Below are 24,398 nucleotides of genomic sequence, written 5' to 3' on the forward strand. Positions count from 1 at the left end.
TGTTTCGCTCTTGCCCCCGATGTTTCCTGATAATGGTTAAATGAAGTTTAATTGGTTGCCTAAAAGTGAATAGTTAAATTTCTATACGTTTATTTTCCCCGATGGGAACGGCATTTTCGCCCGTCAGAGCGTCAATTTTGCTGCGAGGCCAGCTGACCTGTACCAAAGCTCCGCGCCGCGCCGGATCACGGGTCAGCGTTTGATTTGGATCTGAGCCGTTTGCAAAGGTCAGCTGAGCACCGCTGCGCTCAAGCAGAGTTTTGGCAATGAACAATCCCAGACCCATGCCCTCATACTCCGGTCGCTGGCGCCGGTCGCTGTCGCTGCGACGGCGGCGCACGAAGGGGTCGCCAATTCGGCCCAACAGATGTGACGGGTATCCCCGCCCGTCATCGCTGATGCGCAGTGTGATGGTCTCATCATTCCAACTGGCATCGATCCAAACGGTTGAGCGGGCGAAGTCCACGGCGTTCTGAACCAGATTGCGCAGCCCATGAATGATCTCTGGCTGGCGCAGGATAGTCGGGTGCTGCGGATCGCCATCGCTTTCGGGGGCCTCTTCGAACTGGATGGTCTTGCCGCGGTACATATGGGGCTCAGCCGCCTCGTTGATCACGGTGGAGAGGGGGGCCTGACGCAGATGCAGGTCGTCCTTGCCAGCGCGGCCCATACTGCGCAGGATATCGCGGCAGCGGTCTGCCTGCTCGCGGATCAACGCAGCGTCTTCGCGCAGATCCGGTCGGTCATCCAGCTCATCAATCAGCTCTGCACTGGCCAGTTTGATTGTGGCCAATGGTGTGCCCAGCTCATGCGCTGCGGCAGCAACCACACCGCCAAGATCGGTCAGCTTTTGTTCGCGGGACAGGGCCATCTGGGTTGCGGCCAACGCATCAGACATCGACCGGATCTCGGCGCTGATGCGATAGGAATAGGCGCCGATGAACAGCACCGCGATCACAATGGCGGTCCAGTTGCCGAAGACAAAGATGTCCGGCACCCGCAGCACAAAACCTTGCGGTGTGCGCAATGGCAGATGAAATTCTGCCAACAGTGTCACCAGAATGATCGCGGTTGCCCCAATGATCAGCGTAGAGCGGAGCCGCATCATTGAGGCTGAAATGGTCACAGGGCCCAATACCAGAAGCGCGAAGGGATTGTTCAGCCCGCCGGTCAGATACAGCAGGAAGTTCAGCTGTAAGAGATCAAACAGAACCATTAGAAAGTTCTCGAACTCCGACAAGCGTTTGTTCTGCGGAAACAGGATAATGGCGATCAGGTTGCCGAGCACGGACACACCGATAGCGATATAGCACAGCACCAGTTCCAGCTGCAGATTATACAGCTGCTGGGCCACGGTAATCGCTGAAACCTGACCAACAATCGCCACCCAGCGTAGCAGGATCAAGGTGCGTAGGCGGATCCAGTGGCTGCGTTCCTGACCGCTCAGCAGATCGATATTTGTCGCGCTCATCTCGCACTCCATGGCGAAAAGGGGGGCATTGTTGGTCTTATTGGAATCTGCTTGCATACAGGCCGGTCCCTAGCAAGGTGAAACCGAAAACGACGAAGCAGAACCGTCGCGGTAGTCTCGCACTCCTGGCGCTCACAGACAATTGATCAGCAGATTTATAGGCGCTTCTTTGGCGTGAAACCCTGTGGATCAACCCTGGCTGCGCTGTTTTGTCCGTCTGGTCATTGGGGGGTGGCCTGCGATAGGTCCGACCCCGCGCAGGATCGCCATGGCCCGGTCTGGTTGATGCGCGGCGGTTGCGTCGCTCCGCCCGTTGCATCGCCTGAAATTCTTGGTAGGTCTGGCGCAGCCTGTCGACAAACCTATTCCTTGCGCAAAGTGTGATCTCATGACCCGTCTCTACGCTATCCTTGCTGCCGTTGTTGTTGCCGCCTTGGTGGGCGGCGCCTGGTTTGCCACACGAGGTGGCGGCGCGGGCGATGACTTCGCGCAATGCCGCGCCAGTCAGATCGCTGGCGGCTCGGATACCATTGGCGGCCCGTTTGAATTGGTGAACGCCAAGGGTGAAACCGTGACAGAGAAGGATGTGATCGCCAAACCGTCGCTGGTCTACTTCGGCTATACCTTCTGCCCTGATGTCTGCCCGCTGGATGTTGCACGCAATGCTGAGGCCATCGACCTGCTGGATGAACGCGGGCAGGATGTGACGCCGGTGTTCATCTCCATCGACCCGGATCGCGATACGCCTGAAGTGGTCGGCGATTTCGCCGCCAATCTGCATGAGCGTATGATCGGGCTCACCGGATCGCATGAGCAGGTCAAGGCCGCCAGCCGTGCCTACAAGACCTACTACAAGAAACAGGATGGTGATGAAGACTACTATCTTGTTGATCATTCGACCTTTTCCTATCTGGTCTTGCCAGAGCAGGGGTTTGTCGAATTCTTCCGCCGCGATGAGACGCCAGAGCAGATCGCCGATAAGGTCGGTTGCTTCCTGGAAAATCTGTAACCCGGATGAAGGTTTGACGTTTCCGGGGTGAGACGTAATATCAAGCCTCACGACCTGACGACATTGCGGGGGACCGACAGTATGGGCGAAGCTGCTATGCAGGAGATAGGACCAGACAAGACACTCTTGTTGGTCGATGACGACGAGCCCTTTCTGCGGCGCCTGGCCAAAGCTATGGAAAAACGGGGTTTTGAGGTTGAAACCGCTGGCTCCGTCGCGGCAGGCAGTGCGATTGCCACAGCGCGCCCACCCGCCTTTGCGGTGGTGGATCTCAGGCTTGAGGATGGCAACGGGCTGGATGTGGTTGAGATCCTGCGGGAACGCCGTCCCGATAGCCGTGTGGTTGTACTGACCGGCTACGGGGCGATTGCGACCGCCGTTGCCGCAGTGAAAATCGGTGCAACTGACTACCTGTCAAAACCTGCGGATGCGTCGGACATCATGAATGCGCTGCTCGCCAATGAGGAAGAGCTGCCGCCCCCGCCGGAAAACCCGATGAGCGCGGATCGTGTCCGTTGGGAGCATATTCAGCGGGTCTATGAGCTTTGTGATCGCAACGTTTCCGAGACCGCACGGCGGCTCAATATGCACCGGCGCACGTTGCAGCGTATTCTAGCCAAGCGCAGCCCTAAATAACATCAAGGCCTCTCCTGATCAGGAGAGGCTTTTTTCTTGGGATCAGAGCTGCGCCAGAAGGTTGGCATGACGGGTCACGTAATCCCTGCGCACCTCAACCGGCGGCCGCAGGCGGATCGAAAGCCCCTCAAGCAGGGTTTGGTCCGGTTTGCCAAACAGGCGGTCTGCTTCGCTACGAGAAAATCCGGCGATGTCGACCGCTTCCATCCAGGCGCTGATCCGGTCTGCCTTTTTGATCTGTGCTTTAATTGTTTTGGGCAGGGCCGCAGGCAGGCCAAAGCGGATGTGAATCGCAGCCGTCAGCCTCTGATCGAGTTCGCCATAGCTGGGGCCGACTGCGTTTTTCACGGGTGAGATCATGTCGCCGATGACATATTCCGGGGCATCATGCAGCAGTGCGGCCAAGTGCCAGCGCACCGGAGCCTTGGGATTGAGGCGACCATAGATCGTCTCAACCAACAGCGAATGTTCTGCGACGGAATACGCAAAATCACCGATGGTCTGACCATTCCAGCGCGCCACAAAGGCCAGACCGTGGGCGATGTCCTCAATCTCGACATCAACTGGCGTCGGGTCAAGCAGGTCCAGCCGACGTCCGGAAAGCATCCGTTGCCAAGCGCGCGGAGGTTTGGGGGGCATGGTCTGTCCCTTCTTGTTGACGGTGCCTTCTGACTAGCCGCTGGGGGAAGGTCGCGCAATTGCTTGCGGTGCAGTGGGCGGTGATCAACGGTGCGGTTTCTCAGATAATAGGGTCGGTCGCCTCAGCCCGATCACGTGGATCACCACAAACAGTTGACCGCCTGGCATTTGATAACGCCATGCCAAGACCCCATATTTATAGGTACGACAGGGGCTCTTGCTCCCTTGGCAAGCCTCTTTCGTCGCTGAGACGCACACGAAAGGAGATTGCCATGTTTAAACGTCTAGCCTGTACCTCACTTGTCTTTGGAATGCTCGCGACCGCACCACCTGCGCTGGCGTCGGGGTGTAGTCCGCGCGATCATCTTGTGGATCGCCTGCAATCCTCCTACGCGGAACGTCTGACCGCTGGCGGGCTACAAGCCAGCCAGCCTGTATCCACCGTGATTGAATTCTGGGCTTCTGCGACAACTGGCACCTTCACGGTGCTGGTTTCCCATCCCAACGGGCTCAGCTGTGTTGTGGCCTCCGGTACGGGGTTTTTCCAAGTGACGGATGATCCCGAACCACAAGGCACACCCAGCTGACCTGTCCCCCCGGACCGTTGGGAAGGCCGGGGCGCATGACCGCTGGTCACCGCGCCCCGGCGCTCTTGGGGCATCTTCGTTGCTTATAAACCATTGCGGTGTTACCTGCTGCGGTAGACAAAATGTAACCGGAATGGAGCACGCAATGCCCGGGGATTATATCGTCAAGGACATCGCGCTGGCCGAGTTTGGCCGCAAGGAACTCGATATCGCTGAGACAGAAATGCCGGGGCTGATGGCCCTGCGTGACGAATACGGCGACAGCAAGCCGCTGAAAGGGTCCCGGATCGTCGGGTCTCTTCACATGACCATTCAGACCGCAGTTCTGATTGAAACGCTGGTGGCGCTGGGTGCCGATGTGCGCTGGGCCTCCTGCAACATCTTCTCGACACAGGATCACGCCGCAGCGGCCATCGCCGCTGGTGGCACGCCTGTGTTTGCGATCAAGGGTCAGACCCTTGTAGAACATTGGGATTATCTGGATCGCTCATTCCAGTTCCCCGAAGGTGCCAACCTCATTCTGGACGATGGTGGTGATGCCACCCTCTATGTGCTGCTGGGTGCACGCGTTGAGGCGGGTGAAACGGATCTGATCGAAATCCCAACCTCGGAAGAGGAAGAGGCGATCTTTAACCAGATCAAGAAACGCATGGCCGAAAGCCCGGGCTGGTTTACCAAGACCCGCGACGCGATCAAAGGCGTTTCTGAGGAAACCACAACTGGTGTCCATCGCCTGTATGAGCTGGTGAAAGAGGGGCAGTTGCCCTTCCCTGCGATCAACGTGAACGATTCGGTCACCAAGTCGAAGTTTGATAACAAATACGGCTGCAAGGAATCGCTGGTCGACGGGATCCGCCGCGCCACCGATACGATGATGGCTGGCAAGGTGGCAGTTGTTTGCGGTTATGGCGATGTGGGCAAAGGTTCTGCTGCTTCGCTGCGTGGTGCTGGCGCCCGCGTCAAGGTTACCGAAGTCGACCCGATTTGTGCCCTGCAAGCGGCCATGGATGGTTTTGAGGTGGTACTGCTGGAGGATGTTGTCGACAGCGCCGATATCTTCATCACCACGACTGGCAACAAGGACGTCATCCGGATCGAGCATATGCGCGAGATGAAGGATATGGCGATTGTTGGCAACATCGGCCATTTCGACAATGAGATCCAAGTTGCCAATCTGAAGAACCACAAGTGGACGAACATTAAAGAGCAGGTCGACATGATCGAGATGCCCTCGGGCAACCGTCTGATCCTGCTCTCCGAAGGTCGCCTGTTGAACCTTGGCAACGCAACCGGGCACCCGTCGTTTGTGATGTCGGCCTCTTTCACCAACCAGGTTCTGGCCCAGATTGAGCTGTGGACCCGTGGTGAGACCTACAAAAACGATGTCTACATTCTGCCCAAGCACCTGGACGAGAAAGTCGCCCGTCTGCATCTGGAGCGGATCGGTGTAAAACTGTCGAAACTGGCGCCTGAACAAGCCGCCTATATCGGCGTCACACCGGAAGGCCCGTTCAAGCCTGAGCACTACCGGTATTGATCATCAGTCACCCTGTGCAACTGCGCAGTCGAGTGACCAAAGCAACACCCCGCCATTGGCGGGGTGTTTTCGGTTATGTGACTGTATTTTAATTGCCTTTTGGCTGGATTGATCTAACGCGCGCTGCGGACGCGCAACGCAATCCTGCACGCAGAAGTTCCAAAAATTTAGGGGCGAAATTCCACGGAAATCTTGGAACGTCTGCAAGGTTAGTGACGTTTGGTTGGCGTACTTCAAGCGAAGGAGAAAACGACATGACCGAACTGAAAACCAAAACCCGTATTCTGGCTGGTGTTACTGCTGCTGCGTTGATGGCGGGCGCAGGGATCGCACAGGCGGGCACTTCCGTCCCGCGCGGTGAAAGCAAGTCGGACACCGAGATCGAGACTGTTGGCGGTCAAGACACCACCAGCGGCGCGTCGCTTGACACCACCGAGGGTACGACCGTCCCGCGTGGTGAATATAAAATCGACAGCGGCGTGGAGACCGTGAACGACGAAATGCCTGCGGATGGCGATGTAAACGTCAATGCAAGTTCTGACGCTTCCACCACCATCCCACGCGGCGAATACGACAGCTCGGACGCGGCGGGTGAACCACTGCCGCCCCTGGATGAGATGACCGTCGCCGATCTGGTTGGGAAAAACGTATTTTCCGCCACTGGCAAGGACGTCGGTGAAATCGACTATGTGATTGAGCAGGATGGCAAAATCGCAGGTGTCATTGGTGTTGGCGGCTTTCTTGGTATGAACGAATATACTGTCGCCGTGCCGCTGTCCGATATGGATTTCACCCGCAATGGTCAGCTGAAGCTGAGCACCCGCACCGAAGCGGCGCTGCGTTCCATGCCGGAGATCGACGAAGACATGATCAAACCGCTGCAGGATGATCGCCTGATCGGTAACAGCGTCTAATGACGCTCTGATCTTTTGATCTGGCACCTGATTACGGTGCCGACTGAAGCAACTGGCGCCCCTCTTGTGGGGGCGCCTTTTTGCATTTGGTAGCGGGTAATTCAGGGCGTGTTCGCAGAAATGAGAGGTGGTCGCAGAAATTCCCAGTTGCCCTGTTCCGATCTGCGGCTAAGCTGTTGGAATAAGAACCGATCAGGCGCTAGGCCTGACGATAACAATAGTTCCGTTGAGTAACATGGGAGAGAGAGTTTTGGGAAAACGCGACGATCTGATCGAGCAATATGCAAATGATCTGAAAACCAAATGTGGCATGGATCCGGACATGGATCTGCTCACAAAGGTCACCATCGGCTGTGGTCCGGCTATTTACGATGCTGATGCATCGACCGTGGCCTCCAGTCAGCCGGCGGAATTGGAAACCGTCAAAAACAACTTCCTGATCAAAAAACTGGGACTGTCTGATAGCCCCGAGCTGATGTCTGCGATTGACAGCGTGATTGAAACCTACGGTAAATCAGAGCGGAACAAATATCGTGCCGTTGTCTATTATATGCTGACCAAGCACTTCGGAAAAGAATCCGTCTACGGCTGACCAATCAGCCGAACGATCGACCGAAAAGGCCCGTCGGACGGATCCGGCGGGCTTTTTTGTCGTTGCCATCTTGCCTCTGAAACACTGGAGACACGTCTGTGATCTAGTGGGCTTCGCAGGACGCTGCAACGCCAAGAAGACAGTCTCAGGTTGTACATGTGTTGCATTTTACCTGTATTGCCTTTGCGGAATCACCGGTGACCGGACTATCGTCTAAAGACCGGTCAGGATGGCCAGGATCACAGATTTACGAACACGTGTGGTGGAATTGGAGCACGTGGGGTGAAAGGGAAGATCCTGGCATATGCTCGGATCTTCCCTTTTTTATTGCACGGCTGCTGGCCACGGATCTTAGAATAGCGTCAGGACCAGACCGATGGCGCCACAGGCAAGCGTCGCGTAGCCACCGTCGATCATCGATAAACGCAATGGGCGAACGGCGTAGAGGTTGTTGATCATGATCCACGGCGTAATGAAAAACAATCCGATGCCCAGACCGCTGACCAGACCGCCGCCAACCGTATCGATACCCGAGAGCGCAAAGACATGGCGCATCATACCGGCCACGACAATCTGCAGACCAAACGTCGCGGCTAACACCGCTGGTGTCTGCCCGCCCGTAGGTTTGCCAGCCTCATCACGCGGCACTTTCGCCGCCTGCATCCAGGGTTCAGCAAGCAGGCCATACCAGACTGCGCCTAGAACAAAGCCAGCGATAGCCGCGGCAATAACATTCAGAATTTCCATTTCGCTCTCCCTGAAACCAGCATCAGTGAGAGAATTTTGTCAGATCAATCAGGATCTGTCTTCCCCAACGCGCAGATATGGGCCCATTCCTCTGCGGTGACAGGCTGTACTGACAACCGGGAGTTCTTCACCAGAACCATATTCTCAAGACGGGGGTCCCCCTTGATCTGATCAAGCGTCACTGGCACAGCAAAGCTGCGCACCGCTTTGATATCAACGCATTCCCAGCGGGGATCATCTGTGGTGCTGTCCGGATGAATCTCAGCGCAGATTTCAACAATCCCGACCACGGATTTTTCCTTCATCGAATGATAGAAAAACCCGCGATCGCCGAGCTTCATCTCACGCATGAAATTGCGCGCCTGATAGTTGCGCACGCCGTCCCATTCCTCACCCGTCTCGCCCTTGGCTTGCTGGTCAGCCCAGCTCCAGGTGGAGGGCTCGGATTTGAACAGCCAATACGCCATCAGCCGACGACTTTCTTCCAGGTGATCAGCTCAACCGCCTCAAACAGACCTGCCTTGGCGTAGGGGTCGTTGTCGGCCCAGGCCTGACCGGCGGCCATGTCTTCAACATCAAGGATGATCAGCGAGCCAACCATACCACCATCCTGGTCCAGCAGGGGACCGGCCTGCGCCACGACACCGGTTTCCTCAATATACGCGAGATGCGCCGCCCGGTTGTCCATCCGGGTCGGCAAATGATCGGGTTTATCGCGCGCGATCAGGGCAATCAGCATGTCATTCCTCTTTCAATGGTCTTGCAAGCAGTTGAGCGGTGGCGTCGGCAATCGTCAAGCGCTGATCGAGCAGAGCCACGACAATGGCGGTGATGGGCATGTCCAGATTTCGCGCCTGAGCTTCGGCGTGGACGGCACGCGCCGTAGCGGCGCCTTCAACGGTGATATTGGGGTCAAACGTTTCGTTTCGTCCAATCGCCAGCCCAAGACGATAGTTCCGCGACAGCTCTGAACTGCAGGTCAGAGTGAGATCGCCAAACCCGGAAAGACCTGCCAGCGTATCGGCCTGCGCGCCGGACGCCAGTGCCATGCGCTGCATCTCCGCATAGCCGCGGGTCATCAGCGCGGCGCGGGCGCTGTCGCCAAGTCCAGCGCCAATGACGGCACCGCAGGCAATCGCCATCACGTTTTTCAGCGCGCCGCCAATTTCGGCGCCGCTTGTGTCCGTAGTGCGGTAGAGCCGAAGGTTTTTCGTGGTCAGCTGCTGTTGCAATTGCGCCCCCGTTTCCGGGTCACGACAGGCCAATGTCAGCGCCGTCGGCAGGCCTATTGCGATATCGGCGGCGAAGCTGGGGCCGGTCAACAAGGCGGTTCGAGCCGTCGGAAGGCAGCCGTGGAGAACCACCAAGGGACCCTGACCGGTCTTGAGTTCAATCCCCTTGCAGCAGGCCACAAGAGCCCGGTTGCGCAGCAGATCAGCATGGGTGCTGACAAAACTCCGTAGGGTCTGCATCGGCACGGCGAGCAATATGGTATCAGCCTGCGTAGCGTGCTCCAGATCACTGGTCACCGTCAGTGTTTCGGGCAAATCGGCGCCGGGCAGGCGTCGGGTGTTGCGCCGGGTCGCCTGCATATCGCGCGCCTGAGCGGCATCTCGTGCCCATAGGGTAACCGGGCCATTACCGGCAAGTGAAATTGCCAGCGCCGTGCCGAATGCGCCGGACCCAAGCACCGAAACACTCATGCCTTTGCGCCTTTCTTGCCGCTGCCCAACATGGCGGGGCTGCTCTGATCCAGTGGCCAACGTGGCCGGGCAGTCAGGTCCATGCCGTCCTGCGCGCCACTGCGGAACCGTTCAAGCCCGGCGTAGGCAATCATCGCCGCATTGTCCGTGCACAGCGCCAGAGGCGGGGCGACGAACTGTGCGTCCACCTCAGAGCAAACAGTCTCTAACATGGCGCGAATAGCAGTATTCGCTGCGACGCCACCTGCGACGGCAACGGTGCGGGTCGCTGGGTCTTCTTCAAGATAGTGCCGGATTGCGCGGCGTGTCTTCTCCGCCAGGACGTCGGCAATAGCTGCTTGGAAACCGGCGCAGAGATCGGCGCGGTCCTGACGTGTCAAACCGCCCTTTTCAGCCATCACCTGATCCCGCATGCGCATCAGTGCGGTTTTCAGGCCGGAGAATGAGAGGTTGCAATCGGGACGGTCCAATAGCGGGCGGGGAAAGCGGAAGCGGCGGGGATCCCCGCTTTCGGCTTCTTTCTGCACCGAGGGGCCGCCGGGTTGCGGCAGGCCGAGCAGGCGGGCGGTCTTGTCAAAGGCCTCGCCGGGCGCATCGTCGATTGTCCCGCCCAGTCGTTTGAACTCATCCGGCCCCCGCACGATCAGGTACTGACAATGCCCGCCTGAGACCAGCAGCATCAGATAGGGATAGGGGACCGCATCCGTCAGTCGGGGTGTGAGCGCATGGCCGGCCAGATGGTTGACGCCAACCAGCGGTAGCCCGGTTGCGGCCGCCAGCCCCTTGGCGCACATCACGCCGGAAATCACGCCGCCAATCAGTCCCGGACCTGCGGTGACGGCGATGGCATCCATATCCTGCAAGCGCAGGTTGGCTGCGGTCAGCGCATCGCGGACGCAGTGATCGAGCTTCTCCGCATGGGCGCGGGCTGCGATTTCCGGCACCACACCGCCGAAGGCACTGTGGAGTTCGGTTTGCCCAAACACGACGGAGGAGAGCACCTCTGCCGGGCCTTGCCCGGACTGGCGTACCACGGCAGCCGCCGTATCGTCGCAGCTGCTTTCCAATCCCAGAAGGGTGAGGCTTTGTTCCATGGCGTTACCGTTGCATCCTGTCCCTGCCGGGGCTACCACCTATGACAGTGGCGAACAATCCCGAGGGGCGTGTGATGGTCGGCCTATTGATGACGCGCCCCCGTGTGGTGGCAGAGCGATTTGTCGAAGATCTGCCCGCCTCGACCCGAGCGACTGTGCAGGTGATCTACGCGCCGTTGATCAGGACAACTCCGCTGAACCCGCGACCTGATGCCTCTGAACAGGGGCTTTCTTCAGGGGATGTGATCTTCTCATCTGCCAATGGGGTGCGGTATGCGACTGCGCGGTTTGCCGGGCAGAGCGCCTATTGTGTCGGGCAACGCACAACGCAGGCCGCAGCGGCGAAAGGGTGGCGCGCGATTTGCTGTGGTCAGGATGCGGACGCGTTGGTGCAGACCTTATCCGAGGTTCCACCTGCAGGTCCGCTGATCCATTTGCACGGCGTCCATAGCCGCGGCGACATAGCCGAGCGGCTTCGCCTGGCCGGGGTCAATTGCCGGGAACAGGTGATTTATGATCAGATCTTGCTTCCCTATGAAGGCGAGGCGCGGATTGCGATGGATGCGCAAGCGTCGCTGATCGTGCCGCTTTTTTCACCGCGGACCGCTCAGCAATTTGTCAAATTGGCGCCATATCGCGCAGGCCTGCATCTGATCGCATTCAGCAAGGCGGTTGCAGAGCCTCTGAAAGGCTTGAAATGCAAGGGCTTACAGATATGTAAGTCTCCAACCGCGGCAGCAATGCGTACATTGGTGCGTGATGCCGCAGCTGGTCTGGCGCGGGTTGAGGGTGGGCCATCGGCACAGTAAGTTTATTGCTGAGTTGCTGTTAAGAGATTTTGAGAATCGAGGGGGACGTCGGCGTGGCTGACAAGAAAACATCCGATGAGACGCAGGCAGAAGAGAGCCAGACGTCTGTCTCCAAACCGGATATCGACGACACAACTGCTGGTGATGCGGTCTCTGACAGCTTGAGTGTTGAAGATGATGAGACATCCGATACGGCTGCTGTGACGGACTTGACCGATCCGGACAACACGGATCCCGCGCCTGCCGAAGAGGATGCAGTCTCCGATGTGTCGGATGACGACCCGGCGCTCGGGGACGCGGATCTCGATCCCATTGAGGCAGCTGAGGGCAAGACTGCTGAAAATGCGTCGGGGGACCAAACAGTTGATACCCCGCCTGTTGCTGCGGCACCTGTCCATGAGGTCGAACGTGTTGTCGAAAAACGTGGTGGTTTTGGAGCCGCTCTCCTAGGGGGGGTCGTTGCCGCCGGGCTTGGCTTTGTGGCGGGACAGTCGAATGTGCTGAATGATTTTATGCCGCCCTCTTGGCGCAGTTCAGCGCCCGTCGATGCAGCCGCGCTTGAGCAGTTGAAGGAAAGCCTTAGCGCTCAGATTGCGGAGCTGGAGGAGCGGGTTGCCGCTGACGATGCCCCGGATATCGCGCCGCTCATGCAGCAGATCGATGCGTTGACAGAAGAGGTTGCCTCCCTGCGGTCCAGTGAGACGGCGACTGGATCTGATGAATTGGCGGCGAAGATTGAGACGTTGGCGGTCCGTGTGGATGCTTTGGAGAGCCGCCCCATCACGGATGCTGCCAGCCCGGCCGCCGTTGCCGCATTTGAGTCTGAGCTGAGCAAGCTTCAGGACAGCCTCGCCGAACAGCGCGCCGAAGTGGAAAAGATGGTTGAGGAGGCGCGGGCGATGGACGCGGCCAGCGCCGAAGCCGCCCGTGTTGCAAGCGCCCAGACAATCGTCGCCCGGCTGCGGTCGTCGATTGATGCGGGTACCAGCTTTGGCGGATTGATCGAAGAGTTGCAGGCCGTTGGCGTGACCGCGCCGGAGGCATTGACCGGGTCCGCAGAGGCGGGCGTCAGCACGCGTGCCAGCCTGCGTGATGGTTTTGCCCCGGCTGCGCGTGAGGCTCTGGCTTCAGCCCGTCAGGAAACCAAGGGAACAGGTGGCATTACCGCCTATGTGCGGCGTCAGCTTGGCGCGCGTTCGGTCGCCCCGCGTGACGGAGATGACCCGGATGCGGTGCTTTCGCGCGCCGAAGCCGCCGTGCAGAGCGGCGATCTGCAAGGCGCCCTGACTGAGTTGCAAGCTCTGCCGGAAACCGCCCGTGGACCGTTGGCCGATTGGGAGGCCGCTGCGCGCGCCCGTCTGGCCGCTGTTGCTGCCGTGAATGAACTGGCCCAAAGCCTGAACGCCAAATAAGGAAGCTGCCATGCTCTGGTCGTTGTTGAAGATCCTCGTATTTGTCGCCATCGTGGCGGTGCTGGCCTTTGGTGCTGCCTTGCTGACGGAGACGGCAGGGGGCGTGCAGATCACTGTCGCCGGTACCGAATATACCCTGAGTGCGCTGCAGTCGGTAATCGCACTGGCCATTCTGGTGTTTGCAGTCTGGGTCCTGTTCAAACTGTTGTCATTGTTGCTGGCGACGCTGCGGTTCCTCAATGGAGATGAGACCGCAATTTCGCGCTATTTTGACAAGGGTCGCGAGCGGAAGGGCTATCAGGCGCTGTCCGACGGCCTGATGGCGCTGGCCTCCGGTGAGGGGCGTCTGGCGATGGCCAAGGCTGCGCGGGCGGAGAAATATCTGGAGAAGCCGGAACTGACGGATTTGTTGACGGCACAAGCAGCAGAGCTGGCCGGGGACACGAAGAAGGCGGCTGAGGCCTACAAACGCTTGGTAAGCAACCAGTCGACCCGCTTTGTTGGTGTCCGAGGCATCATGAAGCAAAAGCTGTCTGAAGGGGATACCGACACCGCGCGCCAACTGGCGGAAAAGGCGCTTAGCCTGCGGCCCAAGCACGAGGAAGTGCAGGATACCCTGCTGACGCTTCAGGCACGGGCGCAGGACTGGGCTGGGGCCCGCAAGACGCTGACCACCAAGCTGAAGACCGGCACCCTGCCACGTGATGTCTACAAACGTCGCGATGCTGTGCTGGCGCTGTCGGCCTCCAAGTCGATCGTTGAAGAGGGCGCGACGGTTGAGCAGCAGGAACAGGCGATTGAAGCAAACCGGCTTTCGCCGGATTTGGTTCCGGCGGCAGCCATGGCGGCGCGAGCTTATCTGGCCCGGGACAAGAAACGGTATGCAATCCGGGTGTTGAAGAAAGCCTGGGAGGCGCAGCCGCACCCGGATCTGGCCCACGCGTTTGCAGAGGTTGAGCCGACTGAAACTGCACAGGAGCGGGTGAAACGGTTTGCCCAGCTGTCACGTCTTGCGCCGCAACATGATGAGACCCGTTTGGTGATGGCCGAACTGCATATCGTGGCTGAGGATTTCCCAGAGGCGCGCCGCGCGCTGGGCGATCTGATTGAACGCCAGCCGGACGCACGTGCGTTGACCCTGATGGCGGCGATCGAAAAGGGCGAGGGCGCCAGCGATGCGGTGATCCAGGGCTGGCTGGCACGGGCGCTGAATGCGCCACGCGGGCCGCAGTGGGTCTGTGGAAACTGCAACCACATCCATGCAGAATGGGCGCCGGTCTGCGAGAACTGCGCCAGCTTTGATACCCTCAGCTGGCGCCGTCCGGAGGCACCGGAGGTTGTTGGTGCCACAGGGGCGCAGGTTCTGCCATTGATCACCGGCACGCCGGAAGGCGCAGCTGGCCCGGATGCCTCCGATATTCCAGAGGTGGAGCTGTTGGAGGGGGACGATACTTCTGCGTCCGACATGGGCGAAACACTGCCTGAGGCCTCGGACACGGATGATGGGAAACCCAAAACCCAAAGCGTGAAATAGATCTTTTCCAAGCGGTGCGCCGATGCTAAAGCGCGCCGCACAGACCGTTGCGGGGCTCACCTGCACCAGTCGCCGCTGTAGCTCAGATGGTAGAGCACGTCATTCGTAATGATGGGGTCGGGGGTTCGAGTCCCTTCAGCGGCACCATTTTTAATTGGCCTACCGCCTTCGGCTACTTGAGGCCGGTTTGGTTCGAGGTTTATCCTCTCACCCGCACCAGTTTCTCTTTTTCAAGACCGACTTTTGTCCACCCACTCCGCCCGCGCGATGACGTACCGTCAGAGTGGACAGTTCTCACAAAAGCGGCGCTGATCTGCTGGCAGCCTGGGAGAGCTGTTGATGTAGGATGTGCGGGGAGGTCGTGATGGAGGCGGACTATGTGATCGTTGGCGGTGGCTCAGCGGGGTCGACGCTGGCGTCCCGACTGAGTGAAGATCCCGATGTGACGGTTTTCCTGCTGGAGGCCGGCGGGCGCGGTGACGGTCTGTTGGTCCGGGCCCCGGCTGCGGTTGTTGCCATGCTGCCGGGTCGCCCAAAGATCAACAACTGGGCCTATGAGACGGTGCCGCAGCCGGGTCTGAACGGGCGGCGGGGTTATCAGCCACGTGGCAAGGGGTTGGGTGGATCCAGCGCAATCAACGCCATGCTTTATATTCGTGGTCATGCCAAAGACTATGACGAGTGGGCGGCCTTGGGGTGTGAGGGGTGGGACTGGCAATCGGTGCTGCCCTATTTCCGAAAGTCTGAGAACAACGAACGTGGTGATGATGCGCTACATGGCGCGGCTGGTCCGCTTCAGGTCAGCAATCAGAAATCGCCTCGCCCGATTACAGACGCCTTTGTGAAGGCCGGGCAGTCGCTCCAAATCCGGCACCGTGAGGATTTCAACTCAGGCGATAACGAAGGGATCGGCCACTATCAGGTGACGCAGTTTCACCGGGATGATCGCAATGGCGAGCGGTGCTCAGCTGCGGCGGCCTATCTGCATCCGGTCATGGATCGCCCAAATTTGACGGTGATCACCCGCGCGCAGGCGTCCTCCGTTGCGTTTGAGGGCAAGCGGGCAGTTGGGGTGCACTATAGTCAGGGTGGTCGCGCGCATATGGTGCGTGCCCGCCGCGAAGTGATCCTAAGCGGTGGGGCGTTCAATTCCCCCCAGCTGCTGGAACTGTCTGGTGTTGGCCGTCCCGAAGACATACGCCCGCATGGGATCGATATGGTGCACGAACTGCCGGGAGTTGGCCAGAATCTGCAGGACCACCTCGATTTCACGCTGGCTTATAAGTCGCGGGATCGGGATAATTTTGGTATCTCCTTGCCTGGCAGTGTTTCGCTGCTGCGCCATATCTGGAATTGGCGCAAGACCGGGCGCGGTATGATCGCCACGCCGTTTGCCGAAGGGGCCGCGTTTCTGAAGACCGACCCCAACGACGAGCGGGCGGATATACAGCTGCATTTCGTCATCTCAATTGTCGATGATCACGCGCGCAAGCTGCACATGGGACATGGGTTCAGCTGTCATATCTGTGTGCTGAGACCGAAGTCTCGCGGCTCTGTTGGCCTCAACAGTGCTGATCCCAAAGCCGCCCCTCGAATTGATCCGCAGTTCCTTGCCGATCCAGAGGATCTGGCCGTGTTGATCAAGGGCGTCCGCAAGACGCGGCAGATCATGGCGGCAGAGCCACTGGCGGGCTACGCAGACAAGGAATTGTTCATAAACGATGAGCCGGATGATGCTGCCTTGGAGCAGCACATTCGTGCGCGGGCGGATACGATTTATCATCCGGTTGGCACCTGTAAGATGGGTACCGATCCGCTGTCGGTGGTTGATCCCTCGCTTCGGGTGCACGGGCTGCAGGGGCTGCGTGTGGTTGATGCGTCGATCATGCCCCGCCTGGTTGGCGGGAATACCAATGCCCCCACCATTATGATCGCGGAAAAAGCCGCAGATATTATACGCGGCGCTTCGGCCCGCGACTGACATTTCAATTTCGGAGAAGACGACGATGCTTGGCAAGATGATGCACAAACAGCTGACCATAGGCTCGCTGATAGAACATGCGGGGCGTTTCCACAGCTCAACGACGGTCACCTCGGTTGAGACGTCGGGTGAAACCGAGCATGTGACCTGGGGTGACATCGATGCCAACGCCCGCAAACTGGCGGCGGCTCTGGGGCGCCTCGGTATCGTCCAAAGCGCCCGTTGCGGCACCATCGCCTGGAACAACCGCCGTCATCTTGAGATCTACTTTGGCGTGTCAGGTGGCGGGTACGTCTGCCATACGATTAACCCGCGTCTGAAGCCGGAGCAGCTGATCTACATCATCAACCATGCCGAGGATCAGGTGCTGTTCATTGACACCACCTTTGTTCCGGCCGTAGCGCAGCTGCGCGCGCAGTTCACCACTGTGCAACATATCGTGGTGATGGGGCCGAAAGATGCCGATATCGCAGCGCAGATTGAGGGCGTGCTGTTCTACGATGATTTGCTGGATGCGGAGACCGCCGATTATGACTGGCCCGATCTGGATGAAAACCTGCCTTCTAGCCTGTGCTACACTTCAGGCACCACCGGCAACCCCAAGGGTGTTGAATACACCCACCGCACCAGCGTGCTGCACACGATTGGTGGCAATCAACCCGATGGTCTGGCCCTGCGGGCGCGGGATACGGTGTTGGCGGTGGTGCCGATGTTTCACGTGAACGCCTGGGGCACGCCGTATATGACCGCAGCTGTTGGGGCAAAGCTGGTGCTGCCGGGTCCGCACCTTGATGGGGCGAGCCTGGCCAAGTTGATTGATGCGGAAAAGGTGACTGTGGCGCTGGGCGTGCCGACGATCTGGATGGGCTTGTTGCAGGGGCTGGAGGAAACCGGTTGTACCGCCGAAAGCCTTGAACGCACGATTGTGGGCGGGTCTGCCCTGCCGACAGTTATGATCCCGACCTTCCGAGACAAATATGGCGTCGATTTGGTGCATGCCTGGGGTATGACGGAAACCAGCCCCATTGGAACGCTGAACCAGCTGCTGCAGAAACACAATGAGTTGGATGCCGAAGCCCAGGCCAAGCTGCGCGAAGGGCAGGGGCGACCAATGTATGGCATCGATCTGCGGATCGTCGACGATGGCGGCGCGATCTTGCCGCATGATGGCGAGACCCAAGGTAACCTGCAGATCTGCGGACATTGGGTGATCGACAGCTATTTCCGCGCCGGAGAAACCGCCCTGACAGAGGATGGATGGTTTGATACCGGCGATGTCGCCACAATTGATGGTGACGGCTATATGATCATTCGCGACCGCTCCAAGGATATCATCAAGTCCGGGGGGGAATGGATTTCCACTGTGGAGTTGGAAGATATCGCCATGTCGCACCCTGATGTTGCTCAGGCGGCGGCGATTGCGGCGAAACACCCCAAATGGGACGAACGCCCGGTGGTGATCGCTGTGAAGCGGTCTGCCGATGTCACTGAGGCTGATCTGTTGGCGCATTATCAGGGCAAGGTTGCCAGCTGGCAGATCCCCGACCGTGTGGTTTTTGTTGAATCCTTGCCATTGGGCGGCACCGGCAAGGTTCAGAAGAATACACTTCGGGAGAGATACGAAGGCATCCTGCTGGACTCCTGATATCCTGTACCGCCACCGAGTATCTTGCCCGGTGGCGGCGCCTGTCCCTTATAATGGGGCACATATTTTGCAGGTGATAAGCCCGGCTGAGGCGCGCCTGACAGCATAACTGCCGGCAAATTTATCTGTTAAGGGCCGCTTAAGACCCCGCCTGATATCCCAGTAGTGGGTGAAAATAGGTGGTGGATTATGAGCGCACAAGGAAATGTGGCGCCCATTATCATCAAGAAGAAAAAGTCAGGTGGTGGCGATGGCCACCACGGTGGAGCCTGGAAGGTCGCCTATGCGGACTTCGTGACGGCTATGATGGCGTTCTTCATGTTGATGTGGCTGCTCAACGCAACGACTGAGAAACAAAGAAAAGGGCTGGCGGATTACTTCTCGCCATCCATTCCGCTGAGCCGGGTTTCTGGCGGCGGCAACGGGGCTTTCAACGGGGACAGTATGTTCACGGAGGAAATCAAACCCCAGAACGGGACCGGCGCGTCCGATGTCAGCCCAGCTGATGCACAGCAGGCCAAGGGCGACTCCGGTGTCGAACAGGACAAAGATCGCGAGGCGGCCGACGAACAGTTCCGTGCCCTGGAAGAACAGCTGAAGGGGCGTGGCGGCGAAAGCATGGTCTCAATCGAGATGGCTCAGCACATCATCACGCGCGTCACGGACGAGGGTTTGGTTGTCGAGCTCTTTGATACCGAGGAGTCACCGCTGTTCAAAGAGGGAACTGCGGAACCAACGTTGCTGTTCCGGGATATTGTGAAGATGGTGTCACGTGTCACAGGGGTTGTTGAAAACAACATCGCCATTGGCGGGCATATCAGATCTCATGCGGTTGTTGTGGCCAATAATCCGGTTTGGGAACTGTCCCACGCGCGGGCAGATGCCACCCGTGTGATGCTCGAATCAGGTGGAACCAAGTCCAAGCGGATGCACCGTGTGACCGGCCATGCAGACCGCAAACTGACGGATAACAACCCGATGTCAGCGCGAAACAACCGGGTGGAAATCATCCTTCTGCGGAAATAACCGCGGGAACGCTGGAAATGGGCGGCCAACAGATCAGACAATTTTATCTGTTAGCCGCCCGTTAATGGGCAATCGGCTAGCTGTTGCATCAAGAAAGATTCGATGCAGCAGAAAGGCGTATCCATGACGATTTCTTCCTCGCTTAATGCCGGCGTTGCCGGGCTTACCGCGAATGCCAGCCGACTGGCCTCCATTTCCGACAATATCGCGAACTCCTCAACTGCCGGCTATAAGCGGGTTCAGACGGATTTCCATTCGATGGTTATGAGTTCCTCTGGCGGCACCTATTCGGCCGGCGGTGTGCGGACGACCAATGTGCGTCTGATCGACGAGCGGGGACCGCTGGTGTCAACCAGCAACGCAACCGATCTTGCGGTACGGGGCCGTGGCATGCTGCCTGTCACCTCGATGAACGAGGTTGAGACGGGCGCCACCAACCCGCAGATGATGCTGACAACCACGGCGTCGTTCAGAACCAACGCCGATGGCCTGCTGGCAACTGAGTCCGGTCTGGTCCTGATGGGCTGGCCAGCGCAATCTGATGGTACCATTCCACCCTATGCGCGCGACACATCTGATGCGCTGGAGCCGGTACGGTTCAATGTGAACAAATTGTCCGGGGAGCCGACGACCGAGATGTCTCTGGGTGTGAACCTGCCCGCGACAGCGACAGAATCCACAGCGGCGGGCACCAGCGAGAATCTTTCGATCGAATACTACGACAATCTGGGTAAATCCGAGAGCCTGCAGATCGAATTCGTGCCCACCGTTCCGGCAACGGGTGAGTCGAACGAATGGACCATGATCATCACCGATACCGCGACCGGTGCGACCCCGATCGGGGAATACACATTGACCTTCGATGACAACCGAACGTCTGGCGGTGCCCTGAATGCAGTCACGGATACCACCGGTGGTCCCTATGACCCGGCGACGGGCTCCATCATTGTAAACGTTGCTGGTGGCCCGATGGAGATCAATATCGGCACGCTGGGTGACGACAACGGGTTGACGCAATTGTCGGACACCTTTGCCCCCGCCTCGATCTCCAAGGACGGGGCTCCGGTCGGCAACTTCACCGGCGTAGAGATTGATGAGGCCGGCTATGTACATGCCAACTACGATACCGGTGTCAGCCGCGTGGTTTATCAGGTTCCGCTGGTTGATCTGCCGAACCCAAATGGCATGATCGCCATGGACCGACAGACCTATATGCCGTCCAGTGAGAGTGGCTCCTACTTCCTGTGGAATGCTGGTGAAGGCCCGACAGGCGACATCCTCGGCTATGCCCGCGAGGAATCCGCAACAGATGTGGCCGGTGAGCTGACCAATATGATTCAGACCCAGCGGGCCTATTCGTCTAACGCAAAAGTCATTCAGACAGTGGATGAGATGTTGCAGGAAACTACCAACATCAAGCGCTGATAGGCGTTCTTCCTTCTGATTTACATTCGCGCAAAGGCTGGATGACCCATGTCCATTACAAGTGCTCTCAACTCCGCAATGACCGGGCTGACGGCGGCTGGTCGCTCGACGTCGGTCGTCTCCGAAAATCTGTCGAACGTCCTGACCCCGGGGTATTCACGCCGAAGCCTTGCGCTTACCAGCGCCGGCGACGGGTTCAGCGGGGTCAAAGTCGGTCACGTGCAGCGGATCAACGATCCGGCGCTGCAATCCAGCGTGCGCTCTGCCAATTCAGAGGTCGGCGTTGCCGAGGTGAAATCCGCCTTTTTTGGTCGCATGACCGAATTGGTTGGCAGCGCCGACGACCCCTATTCAATCACGCAGCGACTAACGGATTTCGATTCCGGCCTGATCGAGGTGATTTCGCGGCCCGATTCCGGACCGCGGCTAAATGATCTGGCAATCCAAGCGGAAGAGTTGGTGCGGTCGATTGCGGATGCGGCAGAGGGTCTACGCAATCAACGCACGGCTGCCGACAGAGCAATTGACGTACAAGTCGACACGGTCAATCAGTCACTGGAAAAGCTTCAAAAACTGAATGCCAAAATTGCGGTCAGCCAATCAACAGGGTCTGACTCGGCATCGCTGCTGGATCAACGAGACCTGCTGATTGACGAGGTGAACAAGATCATTCCGGTCAAGGTCGTCAATCGTGACAGGGGTCAAGTTGCACTGTTCTCCGAAGGGGGCGCCGTGCTGCTGGACGGCCAGGCAGCTGAGCTGAGTTTCGATGGCAAGGCCGATACCCTGCCTTACATGACGCTGGGCAACGGTTTGCTTTCTGGGTTGCAGATCAATGGTATTGATGTCGCGACAGGACCCGGCGGACCTGTCCGTGGCGGAACACTTGCTGCCCAATTCGAGGTGCGAGATGTCCTGACCGTTGAGGCGCAGGAAGATCTGGACGCCATGGCAAAGGACCTTATTGAACGTTTTCAAGATCCTGCACTGGATCCCACCTTGGCGGCGACGGATCCTGGTATCTTCACCGATCAGGGAGCATTTTTTGATCCGGTCAATACAGTCGGTATCGCCAACCGGATCGAGCTGAATGACAAAATCGCCATGCAGGGGCAGGCCGAAACCTGGCGGCTGCGTGATGGTTTGAATGCAGCCTCGCCCGGCAATGCCGGGGATGCGACGCTGCTACGTGGATATGCGGATGCACTGGACGCCAAACGCACGGTGTCCTCCGTCGGCCTGGGGACCGCAAATTTGGATGCCAGCACGCTGAGTGCGAACCTGTTGTCTCGATTTGCGCAGAGCGAAAACTCTGCCGAACAGGACGTTGCCTTTGCAGCGGCAACCTATACCGAAATGTACCAGCGTGAGTTGGCGCAGGGCGTCGACAGCGATGCCGAACTGCAGAACCTTATTGTGATTGAAAAAGTCTATCAGGCCAACGCCAGGATGATCTCCGTGGTCGATGAGCTGATGGAAACGCTTCTGAGGATTTAACGCATGATTATGAATTCCTATGGGGACATGGCTCAACACCTGTTCCTGCGCAATCGCTCGGTTGGTCTGAAGAACGATATCTCGACCCTGACGCAGGAGCTAAGCACAGGGAAAACCTCGCAGTTAACGCAAAAACTGGGAGGGGATTTAACTTATCTCTCCGATGTGGAGCGGAACTTGGATCGTCTCAAATCCTATCAGGTTGCGAACACCGAGGCGGCGCTGTTTGCGTCCTCCATGCAGAACAATATCGAGTTGATCTCTGACAATGTGGTCAGTCTCACCGGTGATATTTTCGCTGTAACGACGTCCCCAAATGATGAAACATCGCAGCAATTGTCGAACCAGGCCGAAGTGTACCTGACTGAAGCTATCCGCTCTCTGAATGGCGAAGCCGCAGGTCGCAGCCTGTTTTCTGGCAAAGATACCGAAGCTCAGCCTCTTGCCGATCTCAACACATTGATGTCATCGCTGGTGACAGAGGTTACCCCCTTCACCACCGCACCTGATATCGTACAGGCCGTCAAAGACTGGTTCGCTGATCCGCTTGGGTTTGATGCGGTGATGTATCAGGGCTCATCGGACCTGATGGATCCGGTGAAAATTGGCCCGACAGAAGAGGTCACCGTCTCTCTGAAGGCCAATGACGATGCGTTTAAACAGACTCTGCAAAGCCTGGCCATCGCAACTTTGGTCAATGATCCAGGGCTCAGCCTCACCTCAGATGTGAAGTTCGAGATGTTGCGCAGCACAGGAATTGAGTTGCGCGAAAGCCAGGTCCAATTGACCCAGATGCAGTCGGATCTGGGTTTTGTGGAGGGCCGCATTGAAGAGACCGCGACCCGCAATGGTGCCGCCCAGACCAGCCTCAGCCTGGTCTTCAACGAGCTTGTTCAGGCTGATCCCTATGAAACATCCACCCGTCTGGATGAGGCGCAGTTCCAACTGGAAAGCCTGTTCACAGTCACCGCGCGCACATCGCAGCTGTCGCTGATGAGGTTCCTGTCATGATGCGGTTCATCCGGGTTCTTCTTGCTGTACTGCTGCTGCCGACGATGGCTCAGGCCAATGCGATCAGACTAAAAGATCTGGTTGAGTTCGATGGTGTGCGCGGTAACGATCTGGTTGGCTACGGTTTGGTCGTAGGGTTGAACGGGACAGGCGATGGTCTGCGGAACTCTCCCTTCACCGAAGAGATCATGTCGAATATTCTGGAGCGGCTGGGCGTCAATGTGACCGGCGAACAGTTTCGGCCCAAGAATGTTGCTGCGGTATTCGTCACCGCCACGCTGCCGCCGTTTGCTCGCGTAGGCGGCACTGTTGATGTGACAGTGTCCGCGATCGGCGATTCAAAGAGCCTGCTGGGTGGGACGCTGGTCATGACACCGTTGAATGCCGCAGATGGCCAGATCTATGCGGTCGCCCAAGGTACCATTCTGGCAGGCGGTGCCGTCGCTGAGGGGGAGGGTGCCTCTGTCACACAAGGGGTTCCCACTGCTGGTGTCATCCCTTCCGGTGCGCGAGTTGAGCGTGAGATCGACTTCGATCTGTCCTCGCTCTCGTCCATGCGTCTTGCGTTGCGAGAGCCTGATTTCACCACCGCTGGCCGGATCGAACGCGCGATCAACGCGGAATTTGGGCGTAATGTGGCTTTGATGCGGGACTCAGGGACGGTTGAGATCGATGTGCAGCGCACGAACACCCGCTCCACTGCCCATGCTGTCGGGAGGATCGAGAATATTCTGGTTGAACCTCAGCGCAAGGCACGTGTGGTTGTCGATCAACGCTCTGGTACCATCGTGATGGGCAGCGATGTGCGTATCTCGCGGGTTGCCGTCGCGCAGGGGAATCTGACCTTGCGGATTGAGGAAACACCGTTGGTTGTGCAGCCTAATCCATTCGCCGATGGCGAAACGGTGATTGTGCCGCGCACCGGCGCTGCGATCGAAGAGGAAGAGGGCATTCAGCTGGCAGAGGTCCCGGAAACCACCTCTTTGTCTGAGGTGGTGGCGGGTCTCAATGCGCTGGGAGTGTCACCGCGGGATATGATTGATATCCTCAAGAGCCTGAAGGCGGCTGGTGCGCTACATGCCGAATTCGTGGTGCGGTAGCGCGTCGACATAAAGCTACCGTCAAGCAG

General features: G+C 58.3%; 23 protein-coding genes and 1 tRNA gene. 17 read left to right on the forward strand and 7 right to left on the reverse strand.

Annotation, left to right across the window (positions count from 1 at the left end; translation table 11 throughout):
* Window positions 1–73: 73 nt before the first annotated feature.
* Window positions 74–1,471, reverse strand: coding sequence for a sensor histidine kinase RegB (gene regB / locus D1820_RS12655; protein ID WP_118070190.1), 1,398 nt, complete (start codon window positions 1,469–1,471; stop codon window positions 74–76).
* A 388-nt stretch (window positions 1,472–1,859) separates the two neighbouring features.
* Between regB and D1820_RS12660 the strand changes: the two genes are divergently transcribed.
* Both D1820_RS12660 and D1820_RS12665 read left to right on the forward strand, forming a co-directional pair.
* On the forward strand, window positions 1,860–2,480 hold the full coding sequence (locus D1820_RS12660) for an SCO family protein (protein WP_096790147.1): 621 nt from the start codon (window positions 1,860–1,862) through the stop codon (window positions 2,478–2,480).
* 81 nt (window positions 2,481–2,561) lie between these two features.
* The gene (locus D1820_RS12665; protein ID WP_014876423.1) at window positions 2,562–3,116 is read left to right on the forward strand and encodes an ActR/PrrA/RegA family redox response regulator transcription factor; all 555 of its coding nucleotides are present in this window, start codon (window positions 2,562–2,564) and stop codon (window positions 3,114–3,116) included.
* Between the two features lie 42 nt (window positions 3,117–3,158).
* Here D1820_RS12665 and D1820_RS12670 read toward each other — a convergent pair whose 3' ends face one another.
* Window positions 3,159–3,755 carry an HD family hydrolase gene (locus D1820_RS12670; protein WP_118069316.1) on the reverse strand — a complete coding sequence of 199 codons (597 nt, stop codon included), beginning with the start codon at window positions 3,753–3,755 and terminating at the stop codon, window positions 3,159–3,161.
* Between the two features lie 272 nt (window positions 3,756–4,027).
* Between D1820_RS12670 and D1820_RS12675 the strand changes: the two genes are divergently transcribed.
* From D1820_RS12675 to D1820_RS12690, 4 genes are all read left to right on the forward strand, one after another.
* On the forward strand, window positions 4,028–4,342 hold the full coding sequence (locus D1820_RS12675; protein WP_096869706.1) for a hypothetical protein: 315 nt from the start codon (window positions 4,028–4,030) through the stop codon (window positions 4,340–4,342).
* A 145-nt stretch (window positions 4,343–4,487) separates the two neighbouring features.
* The gene (ahcY, locus tag D1820_RS12680; protein WP_040179021.1) at window positions 4,488–5,879 is read left to right on the forward strand and encodes an adenosylhomocysteinase; all 1,392 of its coding nucleotides are present in this window, start codon (window positions 4,488–4,490) and stop codon (window positions 5,877–5,879) included.
* Window positions 5,880–6,133: 254 nt separating this feature from the next.
* Complete coding sequence (locus D1820_RS12685; RefSeq protein ID WP_118069317.1) at window positions 6,134–6,793, forward strand: PRC-barrel domain-containing protein; 660 nt, start codon at window positions 6,134–6,136, stop codon at window positions 6,791–6,793.
* A gap of 250 nt (window positions 6,794–7,043) precedes the next feature.
* The gene (locus tag D1820_RS12690; RefSeq protein WP_014881561.1) at window positions 7,044–7,385 is read left to right on the forward strand and encodes a DUF2853 family protein; all 342 of its coding nucleotides are present in this window, start codon (window positions 7,044–7,046) and stop codon (window positions 7,383–7,385) included.
* A 351-nt stretch (window positions 7,386–7,736) separates the two neighbouring features.
* Here D1820_RS12690 and D1820_RS12695 read toward each other — a convergent pair whose 3' ends face one another.
* From D1820_RS12695 to tsaD, 5 genes are read right to left on the reverse strand one after another with little or no spacing between them, the layout of a single operon-like run.
* A complete protein-coding gene (locus D1820_RS12695; protein ID WP_118069318.1) occupies window positions 7,737–8,132 on the reverse strand; it encodes a DUF1761 domain-containing protein in 396 nt (131 codons plus the stop codon).
* Between the two features lie 44 nt (window positions 8,133–8,176).
* Complete coding sequence (locus tag D1820_RS12700) at window positions 8,177–8,599, reverse strand: EVE domain-containing protein (protein ID WP_096790149.1); 423 nt, start codon at window positions 8,597–8,599, stop codon at window positions 8,177–8,179.
* Window positions 8,599–8,871, reverse strand: coding sequence for a YciI family protein (locus D1820_RS12705; protein WP_118069319.1), 273 nt, complete (start codon window positions 8,869–8,871; stop codon window positions 8,599–8,601). Before D1820_RS12705 ends, D1820_RS12700 begins: the two co-directional genes overlap by 1 nt.
* Window position 8,872: 1 nt before the next feature.
* Complete coding sequence (locus D1820_RS12710) at window positions 8,873–9,835, reverse strand: NAD(P)H-dependent glycerol-3-phosphate dehydrogenase (RefSeq protein WP_118069320.1); 963 nt, start codon at window positions 9,833–9,835, stop codon at window positions 8,873–8,875.
* Complete coding sequence (gene tsaD / locus D1820_RS12715) at window positions 9,832–10,929, reverse strand: tRNA (adenosine(37)-N6)-threonylcarbamoyltransferase complex transferase subunit TsaD (RefSeq protein ID WP_118069321.1); 1,098 nt, start codon at window positions 10,927–10,929, stop codon at window positions 9,832–9,834. The genes D1820_RS12710 and tsaD overlap by 4 nt, the downstream gene beginning before the upstream one ends.
* Before the next feature lie 41 nt (window positions 10,930–10,970).
* Here tsaD and D1820_RS12720 point away from each other — a divergent pair, with 41 nt between their 5' ends.
* The 11 genes from D1820_RS12720 to D1820_RS12770 all read left to right on the forward strand — a co-directional run bounded on the left by D1820_RS12720 (window position 10,971) and on the right by D1820_RS12770 (window position 24,369).
* On the forward strand, window positions 10,971–11,738 hold the full coding sequence (locus D1820_RS12720; protein WP_118069322.1) for a uroporphyrinogen-III synthase: 768 nt from the start codon (window positions 10,971–10,973) through the stop codon (window positions 11,736–11,738).
* Window positions 11,739–11,767: 29 nt separating this feature from the next.
* Window positions 11,768–13,150: a COG4223 family protein gene (locus D1820_RS12725; protein WP_118069323.1), complete on the forward strand. Its 1,383-nt coding sequence runs from the start codon at window positions 11,768–11,770 to the stop codon at window positions 13,148–13,150.
* A gap of 10 nt (window positions 13,151–13,160) precedes the next feature.
* The gene (locus tag D1820_RS12730) at window positions 13,161–14,684 is read left to right on the forward strand and encodes a heme biosynthesis protein HemY (protein ID WP_118069324.1); all 1,524 of its coding nucleotides are present in this window, start codon (window positions 13,161–13,163) and stop codon (window positions 14,682–14,684) included.
* A 71-nt stretch (window positions 14,685–14,755) separates the two neighbouring features.
* Window positions 14,756–14,831, forward strand: a tRNA-Thr gene (locus D1820_RS12735).
* 217 nt (window positions 14,832–15,048) lie between these two features.
* Window positions 15,049–16,665, forward strand: coding sequence for a GMC family oxidoreductase (locus D1820_RS12740; RefSeq protein ID WP_118070192.1), 1,617 nt, complete (start codon window positions 15,049–15,051; stop codon window positions 16,663–16,665).
* 25 nt (window positions 16,666–16,690) lie between these two features.
* The gene (locus D1820_RS12745; protein WP_118069325.1) at window positions 16,691–18,310 is read left to right on the forward strand and encodes a long-chain-fatty-acid--CoA ligase; all 1,620 of its coding nucleotides are present in this window, start codon (window positions 16,691–16,693) and stop codon (window positions 18,308–18,310) included.
* Between the two features lie 189 nt (window positions 18,311–18,499).
* Complete coding sequence (locus D1820_RS12750) at window positions 18,500–19,336, forward strand: flagellar motor protein MotB (RefSeq protein ID WP_096872997.1); 837 nt, start codon at window positions 18,500–18,502, stop codon at window positions 19,334–19,336.
* 102 nt (window positions 19,337–19,438) lie between these two features.
* Window positions 19,439–20,761 (forward strand): flagellar hook protein FlgE, encoded by a 1,323-nt coding sequence (locus tag D1820_RS12755; protein ID WP_082035087.1) that lies wholly within the window; start codon window positions 19,439–19,441, stop codon window positions 20,759–20,761.
* A gap of 48 nt (window positions 20,762–20,809) precedes the next feature.
* The gene (gene flgK, locus D1820_RS12760) at window positions 20,810–22,258 is read left to right on the forward strand and encodes a flagellar hook-associated protein FlgK (RefSeq protein WP_096872998.1); all 1,449 of its coding nucleotides are present in this window, start codon (window positions 20,810–20,812) and stop codon (window positions 22,256–22,258) included.
* A gap of 3 nt (window positions 22,259–22,261) precedes the next feature.
* A complete protein-coding gene (locus tag D1820_RS12765; RefSeq protein ID WP_102898090.1) occupies window positions 22,262–23,269 on the forward strand; it encodes a flagellin in 1,008 nt (335 codons plus the stop codon).
* Complete coding sequence (locus D1820_RS12770) at window positions 23,266–24,369, forward strand: flagellar basal body P-ring protein FlgI (protein WP_096707764.1); 1,104 nt, start codon at window positions 23,266–23,268, stop codon at window positions 24,367–24,369. The genes D1820_RS12765 and D1820_RS12770 overlap by 4 nt, the downstream gene beginning before the upstream one ends.
* The last annotated feature ends 29 nt before the right edge of the window (window positions 24,370–24,398 follow it).

It is taken from the genome of Phaeobacter sp. LSS9, assembly GCF_003443595.1.
Taxonomy (GTDB): domain Bacteria; phylum Pseudomonadota; class Alphaproteobacteria; order Rhodobacterales; family Rhodobacteraceae; genus Phaeobacter; species Phaeobacter piscinae.